At 73.7% G+C, this 21,039-nt stretch carries 18 protein-coding genes; 6 read left to right on the top strand and 12 right to left on the bottom strand.

From position 1 onward, the window contains the following. Window positions 1–14: 14 nt before the first annotated feature. Window positions 15–2,339, top strand: coding sequence for a phosphoribosylformylglycinamidine synthase subunit PurL (gene purL, locus ACYVGT_RS06995; RefSeq protein ID WP_460855606.1), 2,325 nt, complete (start codon window positions 15–17; stop codon window positions 2,337–2,339). 163 nt (window positions 2,340–2,502) lie between these two features. Here purL and ACYVGT_RS06990 read toward each other — a convergent pair whose 3' ends face one another. Next, a complete protein-coding gene (locus tag ACYVGT_RS06990) occupies window positions 2,503–3,639 on the bottom strand; it encodes a lysostaphin resistance A-like protein (RefSeq protein WP_460855605.1) in 1,137 nt (378 codons plus the stop codon). Window positions 3,640–3,954: 315 nt separating this feature from the next. On the opposite strand from ACYVGT_RS06990, the gene ACYVGT_RS06985 reads away from it, so the two are divergent. The 4 genes from ACYVGT_RS06985 to ACYVGT_RS06970 all read left to right on the top strand — a co-directional run bounded on the left by ACYVGT_RS06985 (window position 3,955) and on the right by ACYVGT_RS06970 (window position 6,347). Further along, entirely contained in the window at window positions 3,955–4,227 is a 273-nt protein-coding gene (locus tag ACYVGT_RS06985) for a hypothetical protein (RefSeq protein WP_460855604.1), read from the top strand. A 269-nt stretch (window positions 4,228–4,496) separates the two neighbouring features. Further along, the gene (locus ACYVGT_RS06980; protein ID WP_460855603.1) at window positions 4,497–4,937 is read left to right on the top strand and encodes a hypothetical protein; all 441 of its coding nucleotides are present in this window, start codon (window positions 4,497–4,499) and stop codon (window positions 4,935–4,937) included. Window positions 4,938–4,945: 8 nt separating this feature from the next. After that, window positions 4,946–5,335: an ion channel gene (locus tag ACYVGT_RS06975; RefSeq protein ID WP_460855602.1), complete on the top strand. Its 390-nt coding sequence runs from the start codon at window positions 4,946–4,948 to the stop codon at window positions 5,333–5,335. A gap of 286 nt (window positions 5,336–5,621) precedes the next feature. Then, a complete protein-coding gene (locus ACYVGT_RS06970) occupies window positions 5,622–6,347 on the top strand; it encodes a DUF5701 family protein (protein WP_460855601.1) in 726 nt (241 codons plus the stop codon). 109 nt (window positions 6,348–6,456) lie between these two features. Here the strand turns inward: ACYVGT_RS06970 and ACYVGT_RS06965 are convergent, their stop codons facing one another. The 7 genes from ACYVGT_RS06965 to ACYVGT_RS06935 form a co-directional block, all read right to left on the bottom strand. Next, window positions 6,457–7,323: a glycine betaine ABC transporter substrate-binding protein gene (locus tag ACYVGT_RS06965; RefSeq protein ID WP_460855600.1), complete on the bottom strand. Its 867-nt coding sequence runs from the start codon at window positions 7,321–7,323 to the stop codon at window positions 6,457–6,459. Between the two features lie 457 nt (window positions 7,324–7,780). Next, a complete protein-coding gene (locus ACYVGT_RS06960) occupies window positions 7,781–8,734 on the bottom strand; it encodes a glycine betaine ABC transporter substrate-binding protein (protein WP_460855599.1) in 954 nt (317 codons plus the stop codon). A gap of 309 nt (window positions 8,735–9,043) precedes the next feature. Continuing rightward, window positions 9,044–9,934: an ABC transporter substrate-binding protein gene (locus ACYVGT_RS06955; RefSeq protein ID WP_460855712.1), complete on the bottom strand. Its 891-nt coding sequence runs from the start codon at window positions 9,932–9,934 to the stop codon at window positions 9,044–9,046. Window positions 9,935–10,060: 126 nt separating this feature from the next. Further along, window positions 10,061–12,019, bottom strand: coding sequence for an ABC transporter permease (locus tag ACYVGT_RS06950; protein WP_460855598.1), 1,959 nt, complete (start codon window positions 12,017–12,019; stop codon window positions 10,061–10,063). Between the two features lie 2 nt (window positions 12,020–12,021). Continuing rightward, complete coding sequence (locus tag ACYVGT_RS06945; RefSeq protein WP_460855597.1) at window positions 12,022–13,197, bottom strand: quaternary amine ABC transporter ATP-binding protein; 1,176 nt, start codon at window positions 13,195–13,197, stop codon at window positions 12,022–12,024. 309 nt (window positions 13,198–13,506) lie between these two features. Then, window positions 13,507–15,081, bottom strand: coding sequence for a GMC family oxidoreductase (locus tag ACYVGT_RS06940; RefSeq protein ID WP_460855596.1), 1,575 nt, complete (start codon window positions 15,079–15,081; stop codon window positions 13,507–13,509). A 96-nt stretch (window positions 15,082–15,177) separates the two neighbouring features. After that, a complete protein-coding gene (locus ACYVGT_RS06935) occupies window positions 15,178–16,710 on the bottom strand; it encodes an aldehyde dehydrogenase family protein (RefSeq protein WP_460855595.1) in 1,533 nt (510 codons plus the stop codon). A gap of 459 nt (window positions 16,711–17,169) precedes the next feature. Here ACYVGT_RS06935 and ACYVGT_RS06930 point away from each other — a divergent pair, with 459 nt between their 5' ends. Beyond that, entirely contained in the window at window positions 17,170–17,820 is a 651-nt protein-coding gene (locus ACYVGT_RS06930) for a class II aldolase/adducin family protein (RefSeq protein ID WP_460855594.1), read from the top strand. A gap of 84 nt (window positions 17,821–17,904) precedes the next feature. On the opposite strand, the gene ACYVGT_RS06925 is transcribed toward ACYVGT_RS06930, so the two are convergent. From ACYVGT_RS06925 to ACYVGT_RS06910, 4 genes are all read right to left on the bottom strand, one after another. Beyond that, window positions 17,905–18,120: a helix-turn-helix transcriptional regulator gene (locus ACYVGT_RS06925; RefSeq protein WP_460855711.1), complete on the bottom strand. Its 216-nt coding sequence runs from the start codon at window positions 18,118–18,120 to the stop codon at window positions 17,905–17,907. 94 nt (window positions 18,121–18,214) lie between these two features. Then, the gene (locus ACYVGT_RS06920; RefSeq protein ID WP_460855593.1) at window positions 18,215–19,078 is read right to left on the bottom strand and encodes an ABC transporter permease; all 864 of its coding nucleotides are present in this window, start codon (window positions 19,076–19,078) and stop codon (window positions 18,215–18,217) included. Next, window positions 19,075–20,034: an ABC transporter ATP-binding protein gene (locus ACYVGT_RS06915; protein WP_460855592.1), complete on the bottom strand. Its 960-nt coding sequence runs from the start codon at window positions 20,032–20,034 to the stop codon at window positions 19,075–19,077. The genes ACYVGT_RS06920 and ACYVGT_RS06915 overlap by 4 nt, the downstream gene beginning before the upstream one ends. Before the next feature lie 199 nt (window positions 20,035–20,233). Next, entirely contained in the window at window positions 20,234–20,998 is a 765-nt protein-coding gene (locus ACYVGT_RS06910) for an alpha/beta fold hydrolase (protein WP_460855591.1), read from the bottom strand. Window positions 20,999–21,039 lie beyond the last annotated feature (41 nt).

The raw sequence follows: 21,039 nt of genomic DNA, 5'->3' as shown, positions 1-21,039 counted from the left end.
GAACACGAGAGAGCATGTCGCAGCCCACGCAGACCCGCGCCGCCGACACCGTGGCGACCGCCCAGGCCACCCCGGACACCCCGCAGCCCTATGCCGAGCTGGGTATGGCCGAGGACGAGTACGCCCGCGTCCGCGCGATCCTCGGGCGCCGCCCCACGGCGGCGGAGCTGGCGATCTACTCGGTGATGTGGAGCGAGCACTGCTCCTACAAGAGCTCCAAGGTGCACCTGAAGCAGTTCGGTGAGCTCGCGCCGGAGTCCGACGCGCTGCTCGTCGGCATGGGGGAGAACGCCGGCGTCGTCGACGTGGGCGAGGGCAAGGCCGTCACCTTCAAGATCGAGTCGCACAACCATCCCTCCTATGTCGAGCCGCACCAGGGCGCGGCCACCGGCGTCGGCGGCATCGTCCGCGACATCCTCACGATGGGCGCCCGGCCCGTCGCGGTGATGGACGCGCTGCGGTTCGGTCCGCTGGACGCGCCGGACACCCGCCGCGTGCTGCCCGGCGTCGTCTCCGGCATCTCCTTCTACGGCAACTGCCTGGGCCTGCCCAACATCGGCGGCGAGGTGGGCTTCGGCGCGGGCTACGCCGGCAACCCGCTGGTGAACGCGCTGTGCGTGGGCGTGATGGGCCACGACGACATCAAGCTGGCGCAGGCGCCCGGCCCCGGCAACAAGGTGGTGCTGTTCGGCGCCACCACCGGACCGGACGGGATCGGCGGCGCGTCAGTGCTGGCCAGCGCCACCTTCGACGACACCAGCGAGCAGAAGCGGCCCAGCGTCCAGGTCGGCGACCCGTTCCTGGAGAAGCTGCTGATCGAGTGCAGCCTGGAGCTGTTCGCCGCCGACCTCGTCGTCGGCATCCAGGACCTCGGCGCGGCCGGCGTCTCCTGCGCCACCACCGAGCTCGCCGCCGGCGGTACCGGCGGCATGCGCATCGAACTCGACCGCGTGCCGCTGCGCGACTCCACGCTCACTCCGGAAGAGATCCTGATGAGCGAGTCGCAGGAGCGCATGATGGCGGTCGTGGCGCCGGAGCGGCTCGAGGCGTTCCTCGCGGTCTGCGCGAAGTGGAACGTCGAGGCGGCGGTGATCGGCGAGGTCACCGACGTCACGCCGGAGGAGGCCGAGCGCGGCGGCCGGCTCAGGATGACCTGGCACGGCGAGACCATCGTGGACCTGCCGCCGCGGACCGCCGCCGACGAGGGCCCGGTCTACCAGCGGCCGTTCGCGCGCCCCGCCGCACTGGACGCGCTCCAGGCCGACACCCCGGACGCTCTGGCCCGGCCGGACGGCGCAGACGCGCTCCGCGCCCAGCTGCTGCAGGTGCTCGCCGCGCCGGGGATCTGCGACCCGCGCTGGATCACCCAGCAGTACGACAGCTACGTCCTGGGCAACACGGTGCTGCGCACGCCCGACGACGGCGGCATGATCCGGATCAGCGACGACTCCGACCGCGGCGTTGCGCTGGCCACCGACGGCAACGGCCGCTACACCCGGCTCGACCCGTTCACCGGAACGCAGGCGGCGCTGGCCGAGGCGTACCGCAACGTCGCCGCGACGGGTGCCCGGCCGCTGGCGGTCACCAACTGCCTCAACTTCGGCTCGCCCGAGGACCCGGCGGTCATGTGGCAGTTCGCCGAGGCGGCCCGCGGCCTCGCCGAGGGCTGCAAGGCCCTGGGCACACCGGTCACCGGCGGCAACGTGAGCTTCTACAACCAGACCGGCGAGGAGGCGATCGACCCGACCCCGGTGATCGGCGTCCTCGGCGTCATCGACGACGTGCACGACCGCCTGGACGGCGCGTTCCGCCCCGAGCACGACGGCGCCGCGCTCTACCTGCTCGGCGAGACCCGCGCCGAGCTGGGCGGCTCAGCCTGGGCCGACACCGTGCACGGCCACCGGGGCGGGCTGCCGCCGGCGGTCGACCTCGGTGCGGAGGCCCGCCTCGGAGCGCTGCTGGCCGACGCCGCGTCCTACGGCGTTGCCGCGATGGCGCACGACCTGTCCGACGGCGGCCTGGGCGTCGCGCTCGCCGAGTCGGTGCTGCGCGCCGGCGCGGGCTGCCGGATCGACCTGACCGGCGCCGAGGGCGCACTCGCCGACCCGTTCATCGCTCTGTTCAGCGAGTCCACGGCGCGCGCGGTCGTCGCGGTCCGCCCGGACGCCGAGGCCGCCTTCGCCGAGCTTGTGTCGCGGCACGGCGTGCCGTCCACCCGCATCGGCACCGTCGGCGGCACCGCCCTGGAGGTCACCTCCGCGGCCGGCTCCTTCACCGCCGAGGCCGACGACCTGCGCGCCGCCCACACCGCGACCCTGCCGGCCGTCCTGGACGCCTGACCGGACGCGGGCCGCAGCGCCGCACACACGCCGCAGGGCCCCGGTCACCCGACCGGGGCCCTGCGGCGTCAGGGGGCGTCCCGCTCCGAGAACGCCGGAGTGGCGACAGACGACCCGTCCGGGGGCCGCACCGCAGCACACATTCGGCCCGAGCAGCCGGTCGTCAGCCCGCGCGCGGGCGCGGCGCGCGGCCGGAGACCGTCTGGACGGCGCCGCGGCGCACCATGGCCTCGATCAGCACGAGAAACACCACCGTCTGCACGCCGAGCCCCACCACGGCCTCCCCGGGGACCGCACCCTGGTCGAGCACTGCTCCCGCCTCGCCCAGAGCAGCCGCGATCAGCATCCCCACCACGTTGTGCAGGACGTGCATCGCCACGGCCGCTTCCAAGCCGCCGGTCCGCACGGTGATCCAGCCCAGCGACACCGCCCACAGGCAGATCCAGGCGGCGCCCCAGCCCGTGTACCCGTGCAGCGCCATGAACACGACGGAGCCGAGCACGATGGCCGGCCACGGCGTACGGAAGTAGGCGCCGAACGCCTGCAGCAGCCAGCCGCGGAAGACGTACTCCTCGGCCGCGGCCTGGAACGGCACCAGGGCCAGGATGAGCAGGGCCGCCGGCAGGAAGACCGACAGCGCGGCCGGCTGCGCGCCGGCGCCGAGCACGGCCTCGTCGATCGCTCCGCCGGTCGCGGCCGCCAAGCCGGCGTCGGCGGCGTAGCAGGCGGCGATCGCGACCGCCGCGGCTCCGGCGCAGCGGAGCGCCCACCGCCAGCGGAACCGCCCGGCGACCGAGCTGGTGCTGCCGGCCGGCCGCCGCTGCACGAAGCGGGCTGCGAACGGCACCAGCGGCAGCACCAAGGCGAGCCCGAGCAGGGTGGTGCCGAGCGTGATGAGCGGCATTTCGGTGGCCAGCGCCACCGGGTCACTCACGTCGACCCCGCGCACCGCGCCGGCGATCGCCGCGGCCATGGCCAGCCCGACGATCAGGACTACGGCCGGCACACCGATCAGGACGGTGCCGGCGATCGGCCGCCACCAGGAGTTCCAGGCGTTGCGGGCGAGCAGGTGGTAGGGCGAGCCGGCCGGCGCCGACGCGACGCTCGGCAGCGGCGGTTCAGGGGCCGGGCCGCTCCACACCGGACTCGCTCCCCCGGGCCCGCCCTGGGTTCCGAACGCACCGGTACCGCCCTGCCCGTCCCCCGGAGGGCGGGCAGGGCCGTCCGCGAATCCGCCGCCGACGCCGCCCGCGCCACCGTCGGGGCCGTCGGATCGCCCTGGTACGCGGGGTGGGGTCATGGCGCCTCTCCTCGTGGTCCGCGCGGCTCGACTGGCTCAGCACGCAGGGCGCCGCGGCCCGCCCGGCCCTGCAGCGCGGCTGGCTCCCCCGCGCTGAAGTTCCCGACCACACCGGAACCTCCCCGTGCGCGCCTATCCTCTCGGTTCCCCCGCGGAGGGAGGGTGGGGCGCGCGCGTCCGCCGCGGCCACTGGTGGCCGCGCACCGGACGGTCCTAAACTGGAAGGAGACGGCACCTCGGGCTGCGAACTGCGCTCTTGGGAGCCGCCCGGGTGCGTTTCCGAAGACCACCCCAGCGACAGACGGGACCGGAGCCATGGCCGACAGCGCGGGCGCCGCGCACGGCGCACACGGACCGAAGCGGCGCGGCCGCCTGACCGCGCCCCTGGGCAGCCACGACCGGCCGAAGAGCGCTCTCGCCTTCCGCCTGGTACTCGCTGTATTCGGCGCCGCCGTCCTCCTGGTCGCCACCGTCCTCGCCTGGACCTGGGCGCAGAGCGCCGTTCTCACCTTCGTATTCGCCGCCGCGTTCGCCGCCACCTGCCTGAACATCTACTGGGTCGCCCAGCGCTACCGCCACGAGCACTGACCGGCCGATTCCCCCGAGGCTGCGGCTCCGCGGCGGCCCACGGGCAGCCGGCGACCCTGTCCGGCGGGCGGGAAGCTCTCGCGTCCCCCTCCGGCGCTGCCGGATTCCGCGGGGCCGCTGAACGCACTGCCGGCGGCTGCACAAGCCCCATCCCGGCGTACCGGGCGAACCCCGCCTTGCGCGGCGGTACCGCCTTCAGGCGGCGCACTTCCCGGCGCGTCGGGGCGCGCCGGGCAGGGTGGCGCGCGAGCATCGGGGCGGGGGTGCCAATGGGGCGGACACGGCTGCTGGGCGGGCTGCTGGCGGCGGTCGTGCTGCTGCAGTTCGGCTACCCGGTGACCGAGTACGGGCGGTTCTGGTTCGGGCTGTACCTGCTGGCCTACGCGGCGCTCGTCGCGATCGGGACAGCGCTGGTGCGCGAGTCGCGGGTGCGCGTGGGCGGGTTGGCGGTCGCCGCGGGAACACTGCTCGGTTTCGGCGCCTGGACCGCCGCCGATCCCGGCTCCGATCCGGCGCGGATCGGCCTGTTCGGCGCGATGGCAGAGGGCGCTTTCGGCGGGTGGCGTTCGTCGCGAGCGGTGTCCTGGTGCACCCATCGCAAGGCCGACGAAGGAGTCAGGGCGGGTTTTCCCTGTCGATTGAGGAGAACGCAGCGAGGGGCGTGCCAGGGCGACGCGCAGCAGGACAGCCACCCGGCGAACGCGCCCTAATTCAGGTGGTGCTGGCGCTGTCACTGCTCGGCTTCGTCTACCGGCACAGCGCGGCGCACGGCGGCGATCTGATCCTCGCCGCCATGGCGGTGTATGTGCTGCTCGGCGGCGTGTTCGCGGCGGGCTACGCGGCACTCGACACGGCCGCGCCCGGGAGCTTCACCGACGGAACGGCGGGCGGCGGCGGAACTACTTGGCAGCAGCTCACCTATTTCTCCTATGTCACGATGGCCACCGTGGGCTTCGGCGACGTTCTCCCGGTCGGCTCGTGGGCCCGCTCGCTGGCGGCGCTGGAGGCCGTGGCCGCATCCCTGTTCCTGACCACGGTGATCGCGCGCCTGGTCGGCGCATACATGCGTCCCGCGCCCGCGGGCGAGCCGCCGGCCCGGCAGCGCTGAACCGGCAGCGGCACCGCCGTAGTGCTCCGTCGCAGGAACGCCTGCGCCTCCATCGCGCTGGGCTCCGGCGCTGCGCCCCGTACTGGCGGCGCCTGCCCCTTCTCTGCGCAGGACCGCGGACATCACTCGGCCGGTCGGCGCCGATCAGCGACGGGTACTCCGGAGGCGCCCAGGCACCGGCGCCGGGCTGGCTGTGCGCTGGATCTGCCCACCGCGGGGAGTTCCGGGCCGCGGCGCCGCGTTGGCGCATCGTCCGGTCCGCAACGACCGCCCTCTGGGAGGCCGCATGACCCGTACCGACACCGCCCCGCCCGCGCCCATCGGGGCCGGCGCCGCCCCGAGCGCCGCCGACGCGCGCCGCACCGAAGGGACCGCAGAGTTCGATCGCCAGCTCGCCCTGCTGCTGGAGCTCGGCTACGGTGCCGCGTCCGGCCTCGGCGACGACGCCTTCGCGGCGCTGCTGGCCCCGCTGCGCCCGCGCACTGCGGCGATCGCCGGTGCGGTGGAGCCCGGCGCTGCGCCGTTCCTGCTGGTGCCGGCGCGCAGCACCGTTCCGATCGCGGTGCGCATGGAGCTGCTCCGCCTGCCGCGCGCCCCTCGGGCGCGCACCGAGCCGCGGCCCGGCCGCATCGACCGGAACTACGAAGAGGGGGCGCTCGACCGCTTCACCTCAACCGCGGAGGCAGACGTTCCGGACGCCCCCGCCCACCTGGTGACCGGGGTGGAGCGCGGCGAGGAGTTCTGCGGCGCGGTCCCGTCCGCCGCGATGGACGAAGTCCGCGCACGCGGGCGCACCCCGCTCACCATTGAAGAGGGCATCGCGCTGGCCGCACTGGTCCCCGGCGCACTGGCAAAGAACAAGTGCTTCTCGCTGGGCGGCACACGCAGCCGCGACCGGCGGGTGCCGGCCCTGTGGATCAGCGAGCGCGCGCCGAAGCTGGGCTGGTGCTGGGAGGGCAACCCGCACACGTGGCTCGGGATGGCGTCGGCGGCAGGCCGTACCGCCGCGTGACCGCCGCCGGGTAGCGCGAAGGGGACAAGGGCAGGCCCCCGCCCGGCGAGGGTTCCAGCCGCCCTGAGCCGCCTCGACCGCAGGCTGCTCCGGTCTGGACGACGGCCGGTCACTGCTGCGCCGGGAGCCACTCCTGCCAGACGTCCTCGTTCGCCTCGAGCCACTTCTCGGCGGCCTCGTCGTAGGAGAGCCCCTCGTCGGCGATCATCTTGGCGACCTCGTTCTGGTCGTCGTTGCTCCACTGCCAGCGGTCGAGGAACTGGTAGGCGACACCGTTCTCCTCGGCGAAGTCCGTGCTGTAGACCTTGGTGAGCTCGTAGGAGGGGTACCCGCAGCCGATGTCGTCGGGGTCGAGGTCGCACATGTCGACGTAGTCCGGCAGCTCGACCTGGGTGAGGTCGAGGTCCTCGAAGACCCACTGGGGCTCGTAGAAGTAGAACAGCGCCGGCTGCTCCTGCTCGTAGGCGGCGCGCACCTCGTCGATCTGCGCCTCCTCCGAGCCGGCGTAGTCGATCTCCAGGTCCAGCTCGAAGTGGTTGATCATGCCCTGGTCCTGGCTCTGGAACAGGGGGTCGCTGGAGATGAAGCGGCCGGTGCCGCCGGACGTCTCCGACGTGTCGAACACGTCGGTGTTGGCCTTCAGCCCGTCCAGGTCCATCACTTCGGGGTGCTGCTCGGCGACGTAGCTGGGCACGAACCAGCCGTGGATGCCGTAGAGGCCGGTCTCCCCGCCGTCGACGACCGCCGGCGAGTCGGGGTCGCCGTAGATCTCCATCAGGTCGTCGCGGCCCCAGTTCTCCAGGTTGACGTCGACGTTGCCGGCCGCCAGCCCCTGCCAGGTCGGCTCGACGTCGAGCTCCTCGAGCTGCACCGTGACGCCGAGTTCGTTCTCCAGCAGGTAGGACAGGACCGCGACGTTGGCCTCGTAGCCGGACCACGGGTTGACGGCGATGGTGACCTGCTTGGAGTCCTCCACCGGTTCCTCACCGGCGCTGCAGCCGGCTGCCAGGAGCGCCGCTGCGGCAGCGGCGGACGCCGCCCGCAGTCCGCGGCGCGGGCCGGCGGGGCGGGATGCTGGGAGGGGATATCGGGGGAAAGAGCGCATACGTCCTCACCTAGAGCGACCCAGAGTGCGGCAGAAACCGCGGAGCGCTCGAACGGGGCGGCGCCTACCAGGCGCAGCGGACCGCGCAACGCGGTAAATATCCGACGTGTAGCACCATTCTAGATGCGAAAAACGCAACTGCTTCGGCCAGGTGCACGGAATGCGCTATCGATTCGGTGGCGAATCCGCCACAAAACACACGACACTCGCCGTGGGCCCGGGGCACCGCCCCGGCATCCGCACCCGGGGCCGCGCGAGCGCGGTACTGGTCGACCGATCAGCTCAGAACGCGCTGGCGGCGCCTGGGGAGCGGCGGGCCGCATCGGTCTTAGTGCCCGGCGGGCATCCACTCGCGCCAGGCGTCGGCGTTGCGGGAGATCCACGCATCGGCGGCCGCTGCGGGCGCCCGCCCTTCGCCGCTGATCATCTGGGCGACGCGGTCCTGGTCGGCGTTGGTCCACTGCCACGCGTCGAGGAAGGCGTGCGCGGCGCTGCCGGACTCGGCGAACTCGGTGGAGAACACCTTGGTGACGGGCCGCTCCGCGTAGGTGCACGCCGCGTCGCCGGCGTCCCCGGTCTCGCCGCACCCGCCATCCGGGAAATCGACCCGCACCAGGTCCAGCTCGGCGAAAAGCCACTGCGGCTCGTAGAAGTAGAACAGCACCGGGTCGCGCCGGTCGTAGGCGGCGCGCACCTCCTCGACCTGCGCCTCCTCGGAGCCGGCGTAGTCGATCTCCAGGTCCAGGCCGTAGCGGTCGATCAGCTCCTGGTCGCGGGTGATGAAACCGGGGTCGGCGGCGAGGAAGCGGCCGGGCTCGCCGGGCTCCGGGCGGAACAGGTCCGTGTGCTCGGCCAGCCCGTCGGGCGCGGTGATCTCCGGGTACTCCTCGGCGAGGTAGGCCGGCACGTACCAGCCGATCCGGCCCTGGGTCCCGTTCGGCCCGCCGTCGACGACGAGCGGCGGGTCCTGGGCGCTGTACTGCTTCATCAGCCCGGGCCGGCCCCAGTTGTCCAGGATCGCGTCGATGCCGCCGGCGCCCAGGTCGTGCCAGGCGTCCTGCTCCTCGACGGTGACGAGGTCGACCGTGTAGCCGAGTTCGCGCTCCAGGAGGCGGGCGGCGACCGCCGCGTTGGCCTGCGAGCCCACCCAGCCGTTGACGGCGATGCGGACCTCGCCGGCGGGCGCGGCGGGCTCCGCGGCCCGGCCGCCGCAGGCGGCGGTGAGCAGCAGGGCGGCAAGCGCCGCGCAGGCGGAGCCGGCCAGGCGCAGGGACAGGGGCACGGGGACTCCTCGCTCCCGGGACGTCGCGGGGCCGCCGGGCGGCGGCGCAGGTCGATCGGCGCTGTTCGTCCTGCTCCCGCTGTTCGAGGCGCAGCGGCTCTCCGGGGCGCAGTCCCCGATGCCGGAGGCGCCGCAGCGGGCCGCAGCCGCAGGACAGCGCCGCGGCGGCGGGCGCTTGCGCCCGCCGCCGCGGTGGTTCTGCCTATCCTATGCGGCCACGGTCCGTGACGCGCCCCATACAGGGTCCCGTTCCGCACGGCGTGCGCGGAACGGACACGGCGCCCCGGCCCGCGGGGCCGCGCCTCTGCATCACGGGATCCAGGGGCGCCAGACGTCCGGGTTGTCAGCGACCCACTGCGCGGCCGCGTCTTCCCGATCCATGCCCTCGCCGGCGATGAGGGTGCTGACCTCGTTCTGGTCCTCGTTGGTCCAGTTCCAGTTGTCGATCAGCTCGAACGCCTCGCCGCCCTCGTCGGCGAACCCGGTGCGGTAGATCTTGTTCAGGTCCAGCCGCTCGTAGTCGCAGGCGATGTCCTCGGGGTCGGCGTCGCACCCCTCGGTCCACTCGGGGAAGTCCACCCGGACCAGGTCGAGCTCGCTCTGCACCCAGGTGGGGTCCTGGGCGTAGAACAGCACCGGCTCGCCTTCGGCGTAGCGCTGCCGCACCTCGGTGAGCTGCGCTGCCTCGGACCCGGCGTAGACGATCTCGAACGGCAGGCCGTAGTGGTTGATCAGCCCCTGGTCGCTGGTCACGAAACCGGGGGCGCCGGCGAGGAACTGGCCGGCGTCGCCGCTCTCCGGTGTCTGGAAGATCTCGGCGTGCTCGGCGAGCCCCTCGGGGGTGGTGATGCCCGGGTACTCCTCCTCCAGGTAGGCCGGCATGTACCAGCCGATGTGGCCGATGTTGCCGGTCGGGCCGCCGTCGACGACGGTGCCGTTGCCGTCGGGGCCGTAGATCTCCATCAGGTCGTCATGGCCCCAGTTCTCCACGATGGCGTCCACCGCGCCCTGGTCGAGCGCCTGCCACGAGGGCTGCTCGTCCAGCTGGACCAGCTGTACCTGGTACCCCATCTCCTCGGTGAGGAGGTGCTCCAGGACGGCGGCGCTGGCCTCGTAGCCGACCCAGCCGTTGAGTGCGATGCGCACCGTGTTGGGGTCGCGCAGCACGTCGTTGGCCTGGACGGCGCACGAGGTCGCCATCGTGGCGGCCGCGGCCAGGGCGCCCGCCTTCAGCCACCCGCCCTTGGCGCCGCCGCGCAGGCGGCGCAGCAGGCGGCCGGGCGTACGCGGGCTCCGGGTTCTCGCTTCGGTCATGGTCGTTGCCTCCTATCGGGCCCGCGCGGCGCTCTGGGTGAGCCGGTCGAGGAACAGTCCCAGCGCGACGATGGCGAGGCCGGAGGTCAGGCCGAGGCCCAACTGGTTCTGGGCCATGCCGAAGACAACGCCGTAGCCGAGCGCCCCGGCGCCGACGAGGGCGCCGATGACCACCATGGCGAGGACCATCATGATCCCCTGGTTGACGGCCAGGAGCAGGGACTGCCGGGCCAGCGGGAGCTGGACCTTGAGGAGCATCTGCAGGCGGCCGGTGCCCATCGAACGGGCGGCCTCCACCGTCTGCGGGGAGACGCCCCGGATGCCGTCGTTGACCAGCCGGATCACCGGCGGCAGCGCGTAGATGACGGCGGCCGCCAGCGCCGGGATGCGGCCGATGCCGAACAGCGCGACCGCGGGGATGAGGTAGACGAACGGCGGCAGGGTCTGCATCGCGTCCAGCACCGGCCGGAGCACGGCGGCGAACCGGTCGCTGCGCGCGGCGAGCACGCCGACGGCGAAGCCGGCGACGACCGTGGCCAGCGCGGCGACGAGCACCTGGGACAGCGTGTCCATGCTGTTCTCCCAGGCGCCGAGCAGGCCGGTCGCGAGGATGGCGAGGCCGCCGACCGCGGCGGTGCGCCAGCCGCCGAGCACCCAGCCGAGCGCCGCGGCGGCGAGCACGACGAGCCACCAGGGCGACTCGGTGAGCACCAGCCGCAGCGGGTCGAGCAGGACCGCGAGGGTGCGGGCGCCGATCCACGCGGTGGCGTCGCCGATGACCCCCTGCACGCTCTCGTTGGCCGCGTTGATCGGCCCGGAGATGCTGAGCGTCCACGTGCTGGGCCACAGCGCCAGGCCGGCGAGCCGGGCGGCGACGGCGGCGGCCGCGGTCGCGGCGAGCCCGCCGGCCAGCACCGGCAGCTGCAGGTTCGGCGCGATCCGCGGGCCGCGGGCCGCGTCGCCGCTGGCCGCGGTGACCCGGTCGAGCGCGATCGCCATCAGCACGATGGCCAGGCCCGCCTCGAAGGCGCCGCCCACGTCGACCTTGTTCAGCGCCTGGTAGATGGCGTCACCGAGGCCGCCGGCGCCGATCACCGAGGCGATGACGACCATCGACACGGCGAGCATGATGGTCTGGTTCACGCCGAGCAGGATGGTGCGCTTGGCCAGCGGAAGCTGGACCTTGCGGAGCAGCTGGCGGGGGGTGGAGCCCAGTGAGCGGGCCGCCTCGACGGCGCCCGCGTCGACCCGTTGGATGGCCAGCGCCGTGATGCGCACCGCCGGCGGGATGGCGTAGACGGTGGTGGCCACCGCCGCCGCCGGGTTGCCGATGCCGAACAGCAGCAGCATCGGCATCAGGTAGGCGAACGCCGGCATGATCTGCATGAAGTCGAGCACCGGCCGGATGGCGCGCTCGAAGCCGGGCCGGCGGCCGGCCACGATGCCGGCCGGGATGCCCACTGCCAGCGCCAGCAGCACCGAGGTGATGATCAGGGCCAGCGTCGTCATCGCCGGCGCCCACAGCCCGAGCAGGCCGAACAGGGCAAACGTGGCGAGCACGAACGCCGCCGTGCGCAGGCCCGCCGCGCGCCAGGCCGCGAACACGCCGAGCACCGCGACGCCGAACGGCGTGAGCAGGGTGAGGAGCTGGTTGATGAGGATGACGGCCGAGCCGAGCCCCACCGAGACGTAGTTGAAGCCGTAGAGGAACAGCGGGCTGGTGTTGCGGTTGACGACGATCCAGGCGTACACGTCGTCGAGCAGCGCGCTCAGCCCGAGATCGAGCCCGCCGGGGAACGGCATCGCGCCGCGGAGCAGCGCGAAGCCGGCGAGCAGCACGGCGAGCACGAGGCCGGCCTGCACCCAGGTGCGGCGGAGCCAGGACAGCGGGCCGGTCGCGCTGCCCGGGGCGGCGGCAGCCGGGCCGCGCTGCGGGGCCTGCGGCGCCGGTGCGGTGGTGGGAGCGGACATGATCACGCCTCCGCGGTGTCCGCGCGGCCCTCGGCACCGGAGCCGAGCTTGCCGTCGTCGGACTGGTCTTCGGCGATGATGCGCAGCACGTCGGTGCGGCCGACCACGCCGAGCAGCCGCCCGTCCTCCACCACGCGCACGGGCGCGGAGCCTTCGGCGAGCAGCGGCACGATGTCGCGCACGACCGTGCCGGGCGCGGCCTCGGGCCCGTCGAGTGCCTCGCCGCCGCGCGCGTCGCGCATCAGCCAGCGGACGGTGAGCACGTCGGTGCGGGCGACGTCGGCGGTGAAGTCGCGGACGTAGGCGTCGGCCGGGCTGCCCACCAGCTCCTCGGGCGTGCCGACCTGGACGAGTTCGCCGTCGCGCATGATGGCGATGCGGTCGCCCAGCTTGAGCGCTTCGGACAGGTCGTGGGTGATGAACACCGAGGTCTTGCGCAGTTCGCTCTGCAGCCGCAGGACCTCCTGCTGCATGTCGCGGCGGATCAGCGGGTCCAGCGCGCTGAACGGCTCGTCGAACAGCAGCACCTCGGGGTCGACGGCGAGGGCGCGCGCCAGGCCGACGCGCTGCTGCATACCGCCGGAGAGCTGGCCCGGGCGGGAGTCCTCGTAGCCGGACAGGCCGACCATGTCGATCATCTCGCGGGCGCGGGCGTGCCGGGCGGCCTTGCTCTCGCCGCGCACCTCCAGGCCGTAGGCGACGTTGTCGATCACCTTGCGGTTGGGCAGCAGGCCGAAGTGCTGGAACACCATGGCGGTGGTGCGGCGGCGCAGCTCGAGCAGCGCGTCCGGGCCGCACTCGCGGATGTCCCGGCCGTCCAGGACGACGGCGCCGGCGGTCGGCTCGATGAGCCGGGTGAGGCAGCGGATCAGCGTCGACTTGCCGGACCCGGACAGGCCCATGACGACGAAGATCTCGCCGGGGCGGACGTCGAACGAGACGTCGCGCACGGCGACGGTGCAGCCCGTCGCCTCGCGGACCGCGTCGCGGTCCTGGCGCTCGTGTTCGCTGCCGATGATCGATTCCGCGTTCTTGCCGAAGACCTTCCACAGGCCGCGGACCGAGATCTTCGGTTCGGCGGGGGCGCCCGCGGCGGGGGCCGCGGAGCCGTCCGCAGCGGGGGCTGCGGCGGCGGAGGGGGTTCCGCTGTTCTGTTGTCCTGCGTTCGGGGCGTTCATGGAGTTGAAGTCACCTCAGTGGCCGCCCCGCACACGCGGTGCGGGGCGTCGTTTCGGTTCGGCCGCCGGGGCGGCAGGGGGGGACGGGACTGCTGTCCGGCGCTCTGCCGGCGGTCGCGGCTCAGCCGCGCCGCCGGTGCGGGCGCTCGGCCCCCTGCTGCCCGGACGACCAGGTCTGCCCTGTTCGAGGGGCTCGCCGAGGGATGTCCTCGGAGGGCTCGGTGCGCGCCGCCGCCGGGGCGGCTGCTGCGCAGCGGCGGGGCGGGGCCGCCTGCGAAGCTGTCGGCGCGCGCCGACGTGGATGGGGGGTCAGCCGGCGGCGCGGTCGGCCCGGATCAGGTCGGCCGCGCGTTCGCCGATGGTCAGCACGGTGACCATCGGGTTGGGGGACGGCATGGCGGGGAAGACGGACGCGTCGGCGATCCGGAGCCCGGACAGGCCGCGGACCTTCAGCTGCGGGTCGACGACGGCGGTCGTGTCGTCCGCCGCGCCCATCTTGCAGGTGCCGGCCGGGTGGTAGACGGTGTGCGCCGCCCTGCGCCCGTACTCGGACAGCTGCTCGTCGGTGGTGATGTCCGGTCCCGGCGCCACCTCGCGGGCGATCCAGGATGCGAACGGCTCGGTCGCGGCGATCTTCCGGGCGATCTTGAGGCCGTCGACGATGGTCTGCTCGTCGTAGCCGTCGGGGTCGGTGAAGTAGCGGAAGTCCAGGGCCGGCTTGTCCTGCGGGTCGGCGCTGGTCAGCCAGAGCTTGCCGCGGGAGCGCGAGCGCGGGATGTTCGGCGTCATGCACATCGCCCGCTTCGGTCCCGGCGAGTCGTAGCCGAGCCGCTTCGTGTTGTCGTCGAAGGGGATCTGGTACGTGTGGAACATCAGGTCCGGGCGCGGGTCGCTCTCGTCGCGGCGGATGAACAGCCCGCCGTCGGAGTGCATGACCGTCTCGTCCGGGACGTCGCGGGTGGTCTCCCACATGATGATGGACTCCGGGTGGTCCATCAGGTTCTCGCCGACTCCGGGCAGGTCGTGCCGCACGCCGATGCCGACCGACTCCAGGTCGGCCGCCGGGCCGACGCCGGACAGCAGCAGCAGGCGCGGGGTGTCGACCGCGCCCGCGCAGAGCACCACCTCCTGCTCGGCGGTGACCGTGATGCGCTCGCCGCCGGCCGTGGCGGCCTGCACGCCGGTCGCGCGGCCGCCGTCGAACACGATCCGGTCGACCCAGGTCTCCAGCTTGAGTTCGAGGTTGGCGCGCTCGCCCATGATCGGGTGCAGGTAGGCGACCGACGCCGAGGAGCGGCGGCCGGTGTGCGGGTCGTAGGCGATGGAGAGGAACCCGACGCCGTCGCTGAACCCGCCCCGGTGCGAGGTCTCGGCGTTGAAGTCGTCGATCACCGGCACGCCGGTGGCCTCGGCGGACGCGGTCACCCAGTCCTTGACCAGGTCGTTGCGGTCCTTCTCGGCGATCGGGACGATGTTGTTCTTCAGCCGGTCGGCGTAGGACTGCACGGTGGCGTTGTCCCAGCCCTCGGCGCCGAGGGCCACCCAGTCGCTGAGGTCCTGCGGGAACGGCCGGAAGCTGATCAGGGTGTTGTGCGACGAGCAGCCGCCGAGCACGCGGGCCCGCGAGTGGACGATATGCGAGTTGCCGCGCGGCTGCTCGGTGGTGGTGTAGCCGTAGTCGAGGTCGCTCTCGAGCAGGCCGAGCCACTCGCGCAGCTGCAGGACGCGGTCTTCGCCGAGGTCCGACGGGCCGCCTTCGATGACGCAGACGCGCACCGAGGGGTCCTCGGTGAGCCGGTTCGCGATGACCGAGCCGGCCGTGCCGCCGCCGACGATCACGTAGTCGTACCGCTCTTCGCGGTGGGATCCGGAAGTCCCGGACATAGGCGCTCCTTGGACGCGGTGGTGGGGCAGGGGTGGGGCAGGATGATGCGCCCGGGCGCCGCGGCGCCCGGGCGTGGGGGGGGGGGGGGGGCGGAGTCAGGCGCCGTCGAACCATCCCTGCCGGGCGGGGGCGAGGTTGCGGTAGATGTGCTTGGCCTCGCGGTACTCGTCGAGGCCGGCGTGGCCGAGTTCGCGGCCGACGCCGGAGCGCTTGAAGCCGCCCCATTCGGCGCCGGGGAAGTAGGGGCCGTACTCGTTGATCCACACGGTGCCGTGCCGGAGGGCGGCGGCGACGCGGTCGCCGCGGCCGGCGTCGGAGGTCCAGACGCCGCCGCTCAGCCCGTAGTCGGTGTCGTTGCCAAGCTCGATCGCCTCCTCCTCGGTGCGGAACGTCTCGACGGTGACGACCGGGCCGAACACCTCGGTCTGGACGATGTCCATCTCCCGGGTGCAGCCGGTGAACACGGTCGGCCGGTAGAAGTAGCCGCCGGCCAGCTCGGGGGCGTCCGGGCGCTTGCCGCCGGCGATGACCGTGGCGCCCTCCTCGATTCCGCGGGCGACGGCCGCCTCGACCTTGGCGCGGTGCTCGGCGGAGACGAGCGGCCCGCAGCGGACGCCCTCCTGCTGGCCGCGGCCGATCACGATGGCGTCGGCGCGCCGGGCGAGCTCGGCGGTGAAGGCGTCGTGGATGTCCTCGTGCACGATGAGCCGCGCACCGGCGGAGCAGACCTGGCCGGAGTGGAAGAAGGCGGCCATCAGCGCGGTGTCGACGGCGGCCTCGAAGTCGGCGTCGGCGAAGACGATGTTGGGGTTCTTCCCGCCGAGTTCGAGTGCGATCTTCTTGACGGTCTCTGCGGCTCCGGCCATGATCCGCTTGCCGGTGGCGAGGCCGCCGGTGAACGAGACCAGGTCGACACCGGGGTGCTCGACCATGCGGGCGCCGACCTCGGCCCCGGTGCCGGGCACGACGCTGACGGTGCCGTCGGCCGGCACCCCCGCCTCCAGGCTGAGCTCGACCAGCTTGAGCGTGGTGACCGGGGTGATCTCGCTCGGTTTGATCACCATCGTGTTGCCCGCGGCGATGGCGGGCGCCATCTTCCAGGAGAGCTGGAGCAGCGGGTAGTTCCACGGCGTGATCATGGCGCAGACGCCGACCGGCTCGTAGACGACGCGGCTGAGCACGCCCTCCGGAGCGGAGATGACGCGCCCGGCGTCGGCGCCGGCAAGGCCGGCGTAGTAGCGGAACACGGCGGTGACGTCGTCGACGTCGATACCGCCCTCCTCCACGGTCTTGCCGGTGTCCAGCGACTCCATGAGGGCGATCTCGTCGCGGTCGCGCTGGAGGAGGTCGGCGATGCGGCCGAGGATCGCCCCGCGGTCGCCGGCCGGGGTGCGCGCCCAGTCGCCGCGGTCGAACGCGGTGCGGGCTGCGGTGACGGCGGCGTCGACGTCGGCGGCGGTGCCCTCGCTGACGACGGTCAGCACGGACGCGTCCGCGGGGTCGAGGACGTCGCGGGTGCCCCCCGCGGCTGCGGGGCGCCAGTCACCGCCGGTGAAGAGGCTGGCGGCGGTGGCCGATCCCGGAGCGGAGAGGTACGGCTTGCTCGGGAGTGTTACGTAGGGTTGCATCACGGCTCCCTTGTGCCCAGCGTTTTTCGCTTCAAACTGCCTTAAACGCGCCGAGACATGATCGAAATAGTCACATATTCGCATTCTGACCAGCGCAGACGGTGCAATTGGCACCAAACCCGGCAGCGCAACGGTGGTTCACATCACGCAACGCGGCCGAGGCTTGTGACTTTGAGTAATCGCCAGTGCGACCGGGGGCCCGCGCGCCGCGCCCGGCCCGCGGTCGCGGCCGCGGTGCCGTCCCCCCTGGAGGCCGGCCCGCGGGACAGTTCACCAGGACCGACAGCGCACAGCGGGGGGCGGCGCGGAGCCGGCCGGCGGGCGCAGGGGTGGACAGGAGGGTGGGACCCGGGGTTACCGTGATAAGGCAAACCTAAGACGCCGACCCCCTGACGGCGGCGCGCCCGGCCCGTCCGGGTCCCCCGTCCGCCCGTTCCCCCGCGACCCGCACGAGGACACATGCTTCTGGAGCAGCAGCGCAGGGACGCCGCCCTCACCGCGCGCCGGCTCGCCGCCGCAGGCCCCTCCCTGGGCCGGGGCGGCGCAGTGAGCGTCCGCAGCGGCGACCTGTTCGCCGTCACCCCCGCCGACGTGCCGCTCGACCGGGTCGAGCCGGGCGACTGCCCCGTGCTCTCCGTCGAAGGCGGCATCGTGGAGGGCCGGTGCGGCCCCGCCGCGGACACCACTCTGCACACCGCCGTCTACCGGCACACCGGCGCCGGGGCCGTCGTGCAGTCCTACGGTGACCGCGCGGCCTCCGTCTCCGCGGTACTGCCGGAGCTGCCGCCGGTCCACCGGGCCGCGGCGCGGCTCGGCGGCGCGGTCCCGGTCGCCCCCTACGCGCCCTACGGCAGCGGCGACCTCGCCGACCAGGCCGTGAAGGCGCTCAAGGGCCGCCGCGCGGCGCTGCTCGCCGGCAACGGCGGCGTGGGGCTCGGCGCGGGAGCCGAGGAGGCGTTCGCGGCGATGGAGCTGCTGGAGTGGCTCTGCGGTGTCTACGTCGAGGCCCGCCGGCTGGGCGAGCCGCGCGTCCTCACTGAGGACGAGCTCGCCGAGGTCCGGCTGCGCGACCGCGACGGCTGGGCCGGGCCGGACCCCTTCCTGCTCTGATCCGCCCGCAGCATCGTGCGGCCCCCTCCGCCCGTCTCGGCGGGCGGGGCCGGCGCACGCCGCGCGGCGGACGCCCGGCTCAGCTCACCCGGCCCCGATCCGCGGGAACGGTTCCGTCGAGAACACCGCCTCCACGGGCAGTTCGAAGAACGCAGCGATCCGCAGCGCGAGGTGCAGGCTGGGGCTGTACTCGCCGCGTTCCAGGTAGCCGACGGTCTGGTAGTGCACCCCGAGGGCTTCGGCGAGGTCGCGCCGGGAGATTCCGCGCTCGACGCGCATCACGGCGATCCGGTTGTAGATCGGCTCGCTCTGGGCCGCGCCCTTGCCGCGCGCAGCGGCACTGCCGCGCCCGGCGCCCCGCTCCGCGGCGGTCTGCTCTGCCTGCTGTGCCTGCTCAGCCAACCCGCGTCATCGCCCTCTGCCGCGCCTCTTCCACCTTGGACCCGGTCACCCGTCGCGCCATCCGCCGCAGCAGGAACGGCGCGAGCAGGTAGCCCGCGACCCCCCAGGCGCCGAGGACCCCGACCATCTCCAGGGTGCGCCAGGACTCGCCGATCTCCACGGCCAGCATGGTGTCGGGCAGCAGTGCGCTGCGCATGCCCAGGCCGAGCCAGTAGACCGGGAAGACCTGCACCAGCCCCTGCACCCATTCGGGCAGCATCGTGACGGGGTAGAAGACCCCGGAGATCGCGGTGAGACCCATGATCGGGACCATACCGACCATCCCGACGGCGCGCGGGCTCTCGAACAGCGCCCCGAGGGCGGCGCCGACCGGGACGCACGCGGCCATCCCCAGGACGAGGACCCCGACGACCATCGGCAGGCCGGAGACGAAGGCCCCGGCGAAACCCTCGAACAGCACCGCGCAGGCGGTGAACACGATCGCCAGCAGGGCCGCCGTCAGCAGCACCATGTAGACGGCCTTGCCCAGGAGGTAGGCGGACACGCCGCCGGGCAGCGCCTTGGCGCGCAGCAGCGTTCCGTCCTCCCGGTCCATGGCCAGCGACGTCGCGGTGCTGACCAGGCCGCCCATCACCACCAGCATGCCGATCACGCCGGGCACCCCGGCCAGGCCCACCGAGACACCGGTGGCCTCCAGGTCGTCGCCGCGCAGGAAGAACAGCACGGCGAGCATGATCCCGATCATGAACAGCGACCCGAACATCTCCATCGGGTCGGTGAGCGAGCTCCGCGTCTCGATCCAGCCGCGCCGCAGCCCGACCCGGACGGTGGCTCTGCTTCCCACGGCGCCGCTCATGCCGCGCTCCCTTCGCGGCCGCCCGTTCCGGCGCCGTTCTCGTGCTTGCGGACTAGATCCATGTAGACGTCCTCCAGCCGGGCGCGGTGGACCTCCAGGTCGGAGATCTCGCCGCCGTACTGGTCGAAGAGGCCGCGGACGAAGGCGGTGCCGTCGGCGGCGGAGTGCACGAACCGCTCGCCGCCGCACCGCCACCGCACCTCGGTGTCGCCGCCGAGCGCGTCGGCCAGCGCGGCCGGGCTGCCGTCGGCGACGATCTGCCCGCCGGCGAGCAGCACGATCCGGTCGGCGAGCTTCTCGGCCTCGTCGAGGTCGTGCGTGGTGAGCAGGATCGTGGTCTCGTCCTCGTCGGCGAGACGGTGCACGAGGTCGTGGAAGTCGGCCCGCGCCTGCGGGTCGAAGCCGGCGGTGGGCTCGTCGAGGAAGAGCAGTTCGGGGCGGCCGACGATGCCGACGGCGACGTCGAGCCGGCGGCGCTGCCCGCCGGAGAGCGCGCCGACCTTCGTCTCGGCCTGGTCGGTGAGGCCGACCAGGCGGATGAGCTCGCTGACGTCCCGCGGGCGCGGCCGCCGCTGCGTGGAGTAGGGCGCATAGTGCGCGCCGAACACCTCGAGGGTTTCCCGGACGCGCCAGCGCGCGTGGTCGCGCCAGGACTGCAGGACCACGCCGACCCGGGCACGCCACTCCTCGTCGCCGGCGACGGGGTCGGCGCCGAGCACCCGGACCTCGCCCGCCGACCGGCCGCGGAAGCCCTCCAGGATCTCGATCAGCGTGGTCTTCCCCGCACCGTTGGGGCCGAGCAGCGTGAGCACTTCGCCCCGCTCGATTCGCAGGTCGACGCCGGAGAGGACGTCCTTGGCGCCGTAGCGCATGCGGAGCCCGCGCACCTCCGCTACGGGCTCGGACACGCCGGACCCGTCCGGCGTCGGGCGCTCCCGCGCCCCGATGGCTGCCATACATCCACGACCTTTCATCGAATTTCTACTCTCATTGATAGCACAAGTACTACATTACGGCGCGAGGCTGGACCACGCGGATCCGCCGGGTGGCCGCATGTGGCACCGCCCGGGCGGCGGGCGGGGCCGATGGGGCGCGGGGGCAGCGCCGCGGCAGGGGCAGCGGCCGCCCGGCCGGGCCTGGGGGCGCGGCGGGGGGTCAGACGCCGATGTGGGCGGCGATCGCCTCGTTGATCCGGTCCGGACGCTCGACAGTGGCGAGGTGGGCGGCGCCGCGCAGCAGCTCGAACCGCGCCGAAGTGATGCCGGCGGCGAGGCGGCGGCCGTGGCCGGGCGGCAGGAAGGGGTCGTGCGCGCCGGACACGACGAGGGCGGCCGCCCGCATCTGTCCGATCCGCGGGAACAGGTCGGCGGAGGCCGCGGCGGCGCAGCAGGCGGCGAACCCCTCCGGCGCGATCGACGCGGTGTCGGCGGCGAAGCTCCGCACCACGTCGGGCCGGTCGCGCTCGAAGGCGGGGGTGAACCACGGCTGTCCGACGGTGGCGCGCACCGCGGCCATGCCGTGCGCGCGGGCCCGCTCCCCCAGCGCGGCGAGCGCCGCCGCGTGCGGAACGCGGGCGGCCCCGGCCACCAGCGCGATGCGGCGGACGCGCTCCGGCCGGTGCACGGCGAGCCAGGCCGCCGGGAGCGTGCCGAGCCCCGCAGCGACGACGTCGGCGCTCTCGATACCGGCGGCATCCAGGACTGCGGCGACGTCGGCGCCCAGGTCACCGAGCGCGCAGGCGCCCTCCGGTGCGGGCGAGGCGCCGTGCCCGCGGTGGTTGAGCCGCACCACGCGGCGCGTCCGGGTCAGCTCCGGCATCTGCGGCTCCCACACCGCCCACGACGTGCCGAACGGGGGAACGAGTAGGACCGCGGGCCCGTCCGCCGGACCGTCAAGGCGGTACTGCAGAGGTACGGGCATCGGCGACCTCCTCGGGAGCCGGCCCGGTCAGACATGAGGGC

Source organism: Nocardiopsis coralliicola (genome assembly GCF_054779695.1).
The sequence above is the reverse complement of the archived record's forward strand: the minus strand, read 5'-3'. Positions and strand labels throughout refer to the sequence as shown.

Excerpts from the sequence above, each read along its gene's own strand:
- purL (WP_460855606.1), top strand. The coding sequence starts at position 15 with ATGTCGCAGCCCACGCAGACCCGCGCCGCCGACACCGTGGCGACCGCC.
- ACYVGT_RS06990 (WP_460855605.1), bottom strand. The coding sequence starts at position 3,639 with ATGACCCCACCCCGCGTACCAGGGCGATCCGACGGCCCCGACGGTGGC.
- ACYVGT_RS06985 (WP_460855604.1), top strand. The coding sequence starts at position 3,955 with ATGGCCGACAGCGCGGGCGCCGCGCACGGCGCACACGGACCGAAGCGG.
- ACYVGT_RS06980 (WP_460855603.1), top strand. The coding sequence starts at position 4,497 with ATGGGGCGGACACGGCTGCTGGGCGGGCTGCTGGCGGCGGTCGTGCTG.
- ACYVGT_RS06970 (WP_460855601.1), top strand. The coding sequence starts at position 5,622 with ATGACCCGTACCGACACCGCCCCGCCCGCGCCCATCGGGGCCGGCGCC.
- ACYVGT_RS06955 (WP_460855712.1), bottom strand. The coding sequence starts at position 9,934 with ATGGCGACCTCGTGCGCCGTCCAGGCCAACGACGTGCTGCGCGACCCC.
- ACYVGT_RS06950 (WP_460855598.1), bottom strand. The coding sequence starts at position 12,019 with ATGTCCGCTCCCACCACCGCACCGGCGCCGCAGGCCCCGCAGCGCGGC.
- ACYVGT_RS06945 (WP_460855597.1), bottom strand. The coding sequence starts at position 13,197 with ATGAACGCCCCGAACGCAGGACAACAGAACAGCGGAACCCCCTCCGCC.
- ACYVGT_RS06940 (WP_460855596.1), bottom strand. The coding sequence starts at position 15,081 with ATGTCCGGGACTTCCGGATCCCACCGCGAAGAGCGGTACGACTACGTG.
- ACYVGT_RS06935 (WP_460855595.1), bottom strand. The coding sequence starts at position 16,710 with ATGCAACCCTACGTAACACTCCCGAGCAAGCCGTACCTCTCCGCTCCG.
- ACYVGT_RS06930 (WP_460855594.1), top strand. The coding sequence starts at position 17,170 with ATGCTTCTGGAGCAGCAGCGCAGGGACGCCGCCCTCACCGCGCGCCGG.
- ACYVGT_RS06920 (WP_460855593.1), bottom strand. The coding sequence starts at position 19,078 with ATGAGCGGCGCCGTGGGAAGCAGAGCCACCGTCCGGGTCGGGCTGCGG.
- ACYVGT_RS06915 (WP_460855592.1), bottom strand. The coding sequence starts at position 20,034 with ATGGCAGCCATCGGGGCGCGGGAGCGCCCGACGCCGGACGGGTCCGGC.
- ACYVGT_RS06910 (WP_460855591.1), bottom strand. The coding sequence starts at position 20,998 with ATGCCCGTACCTCTGCAGTACCGCCTTGACGGTCCGGCGGACGGGCCC.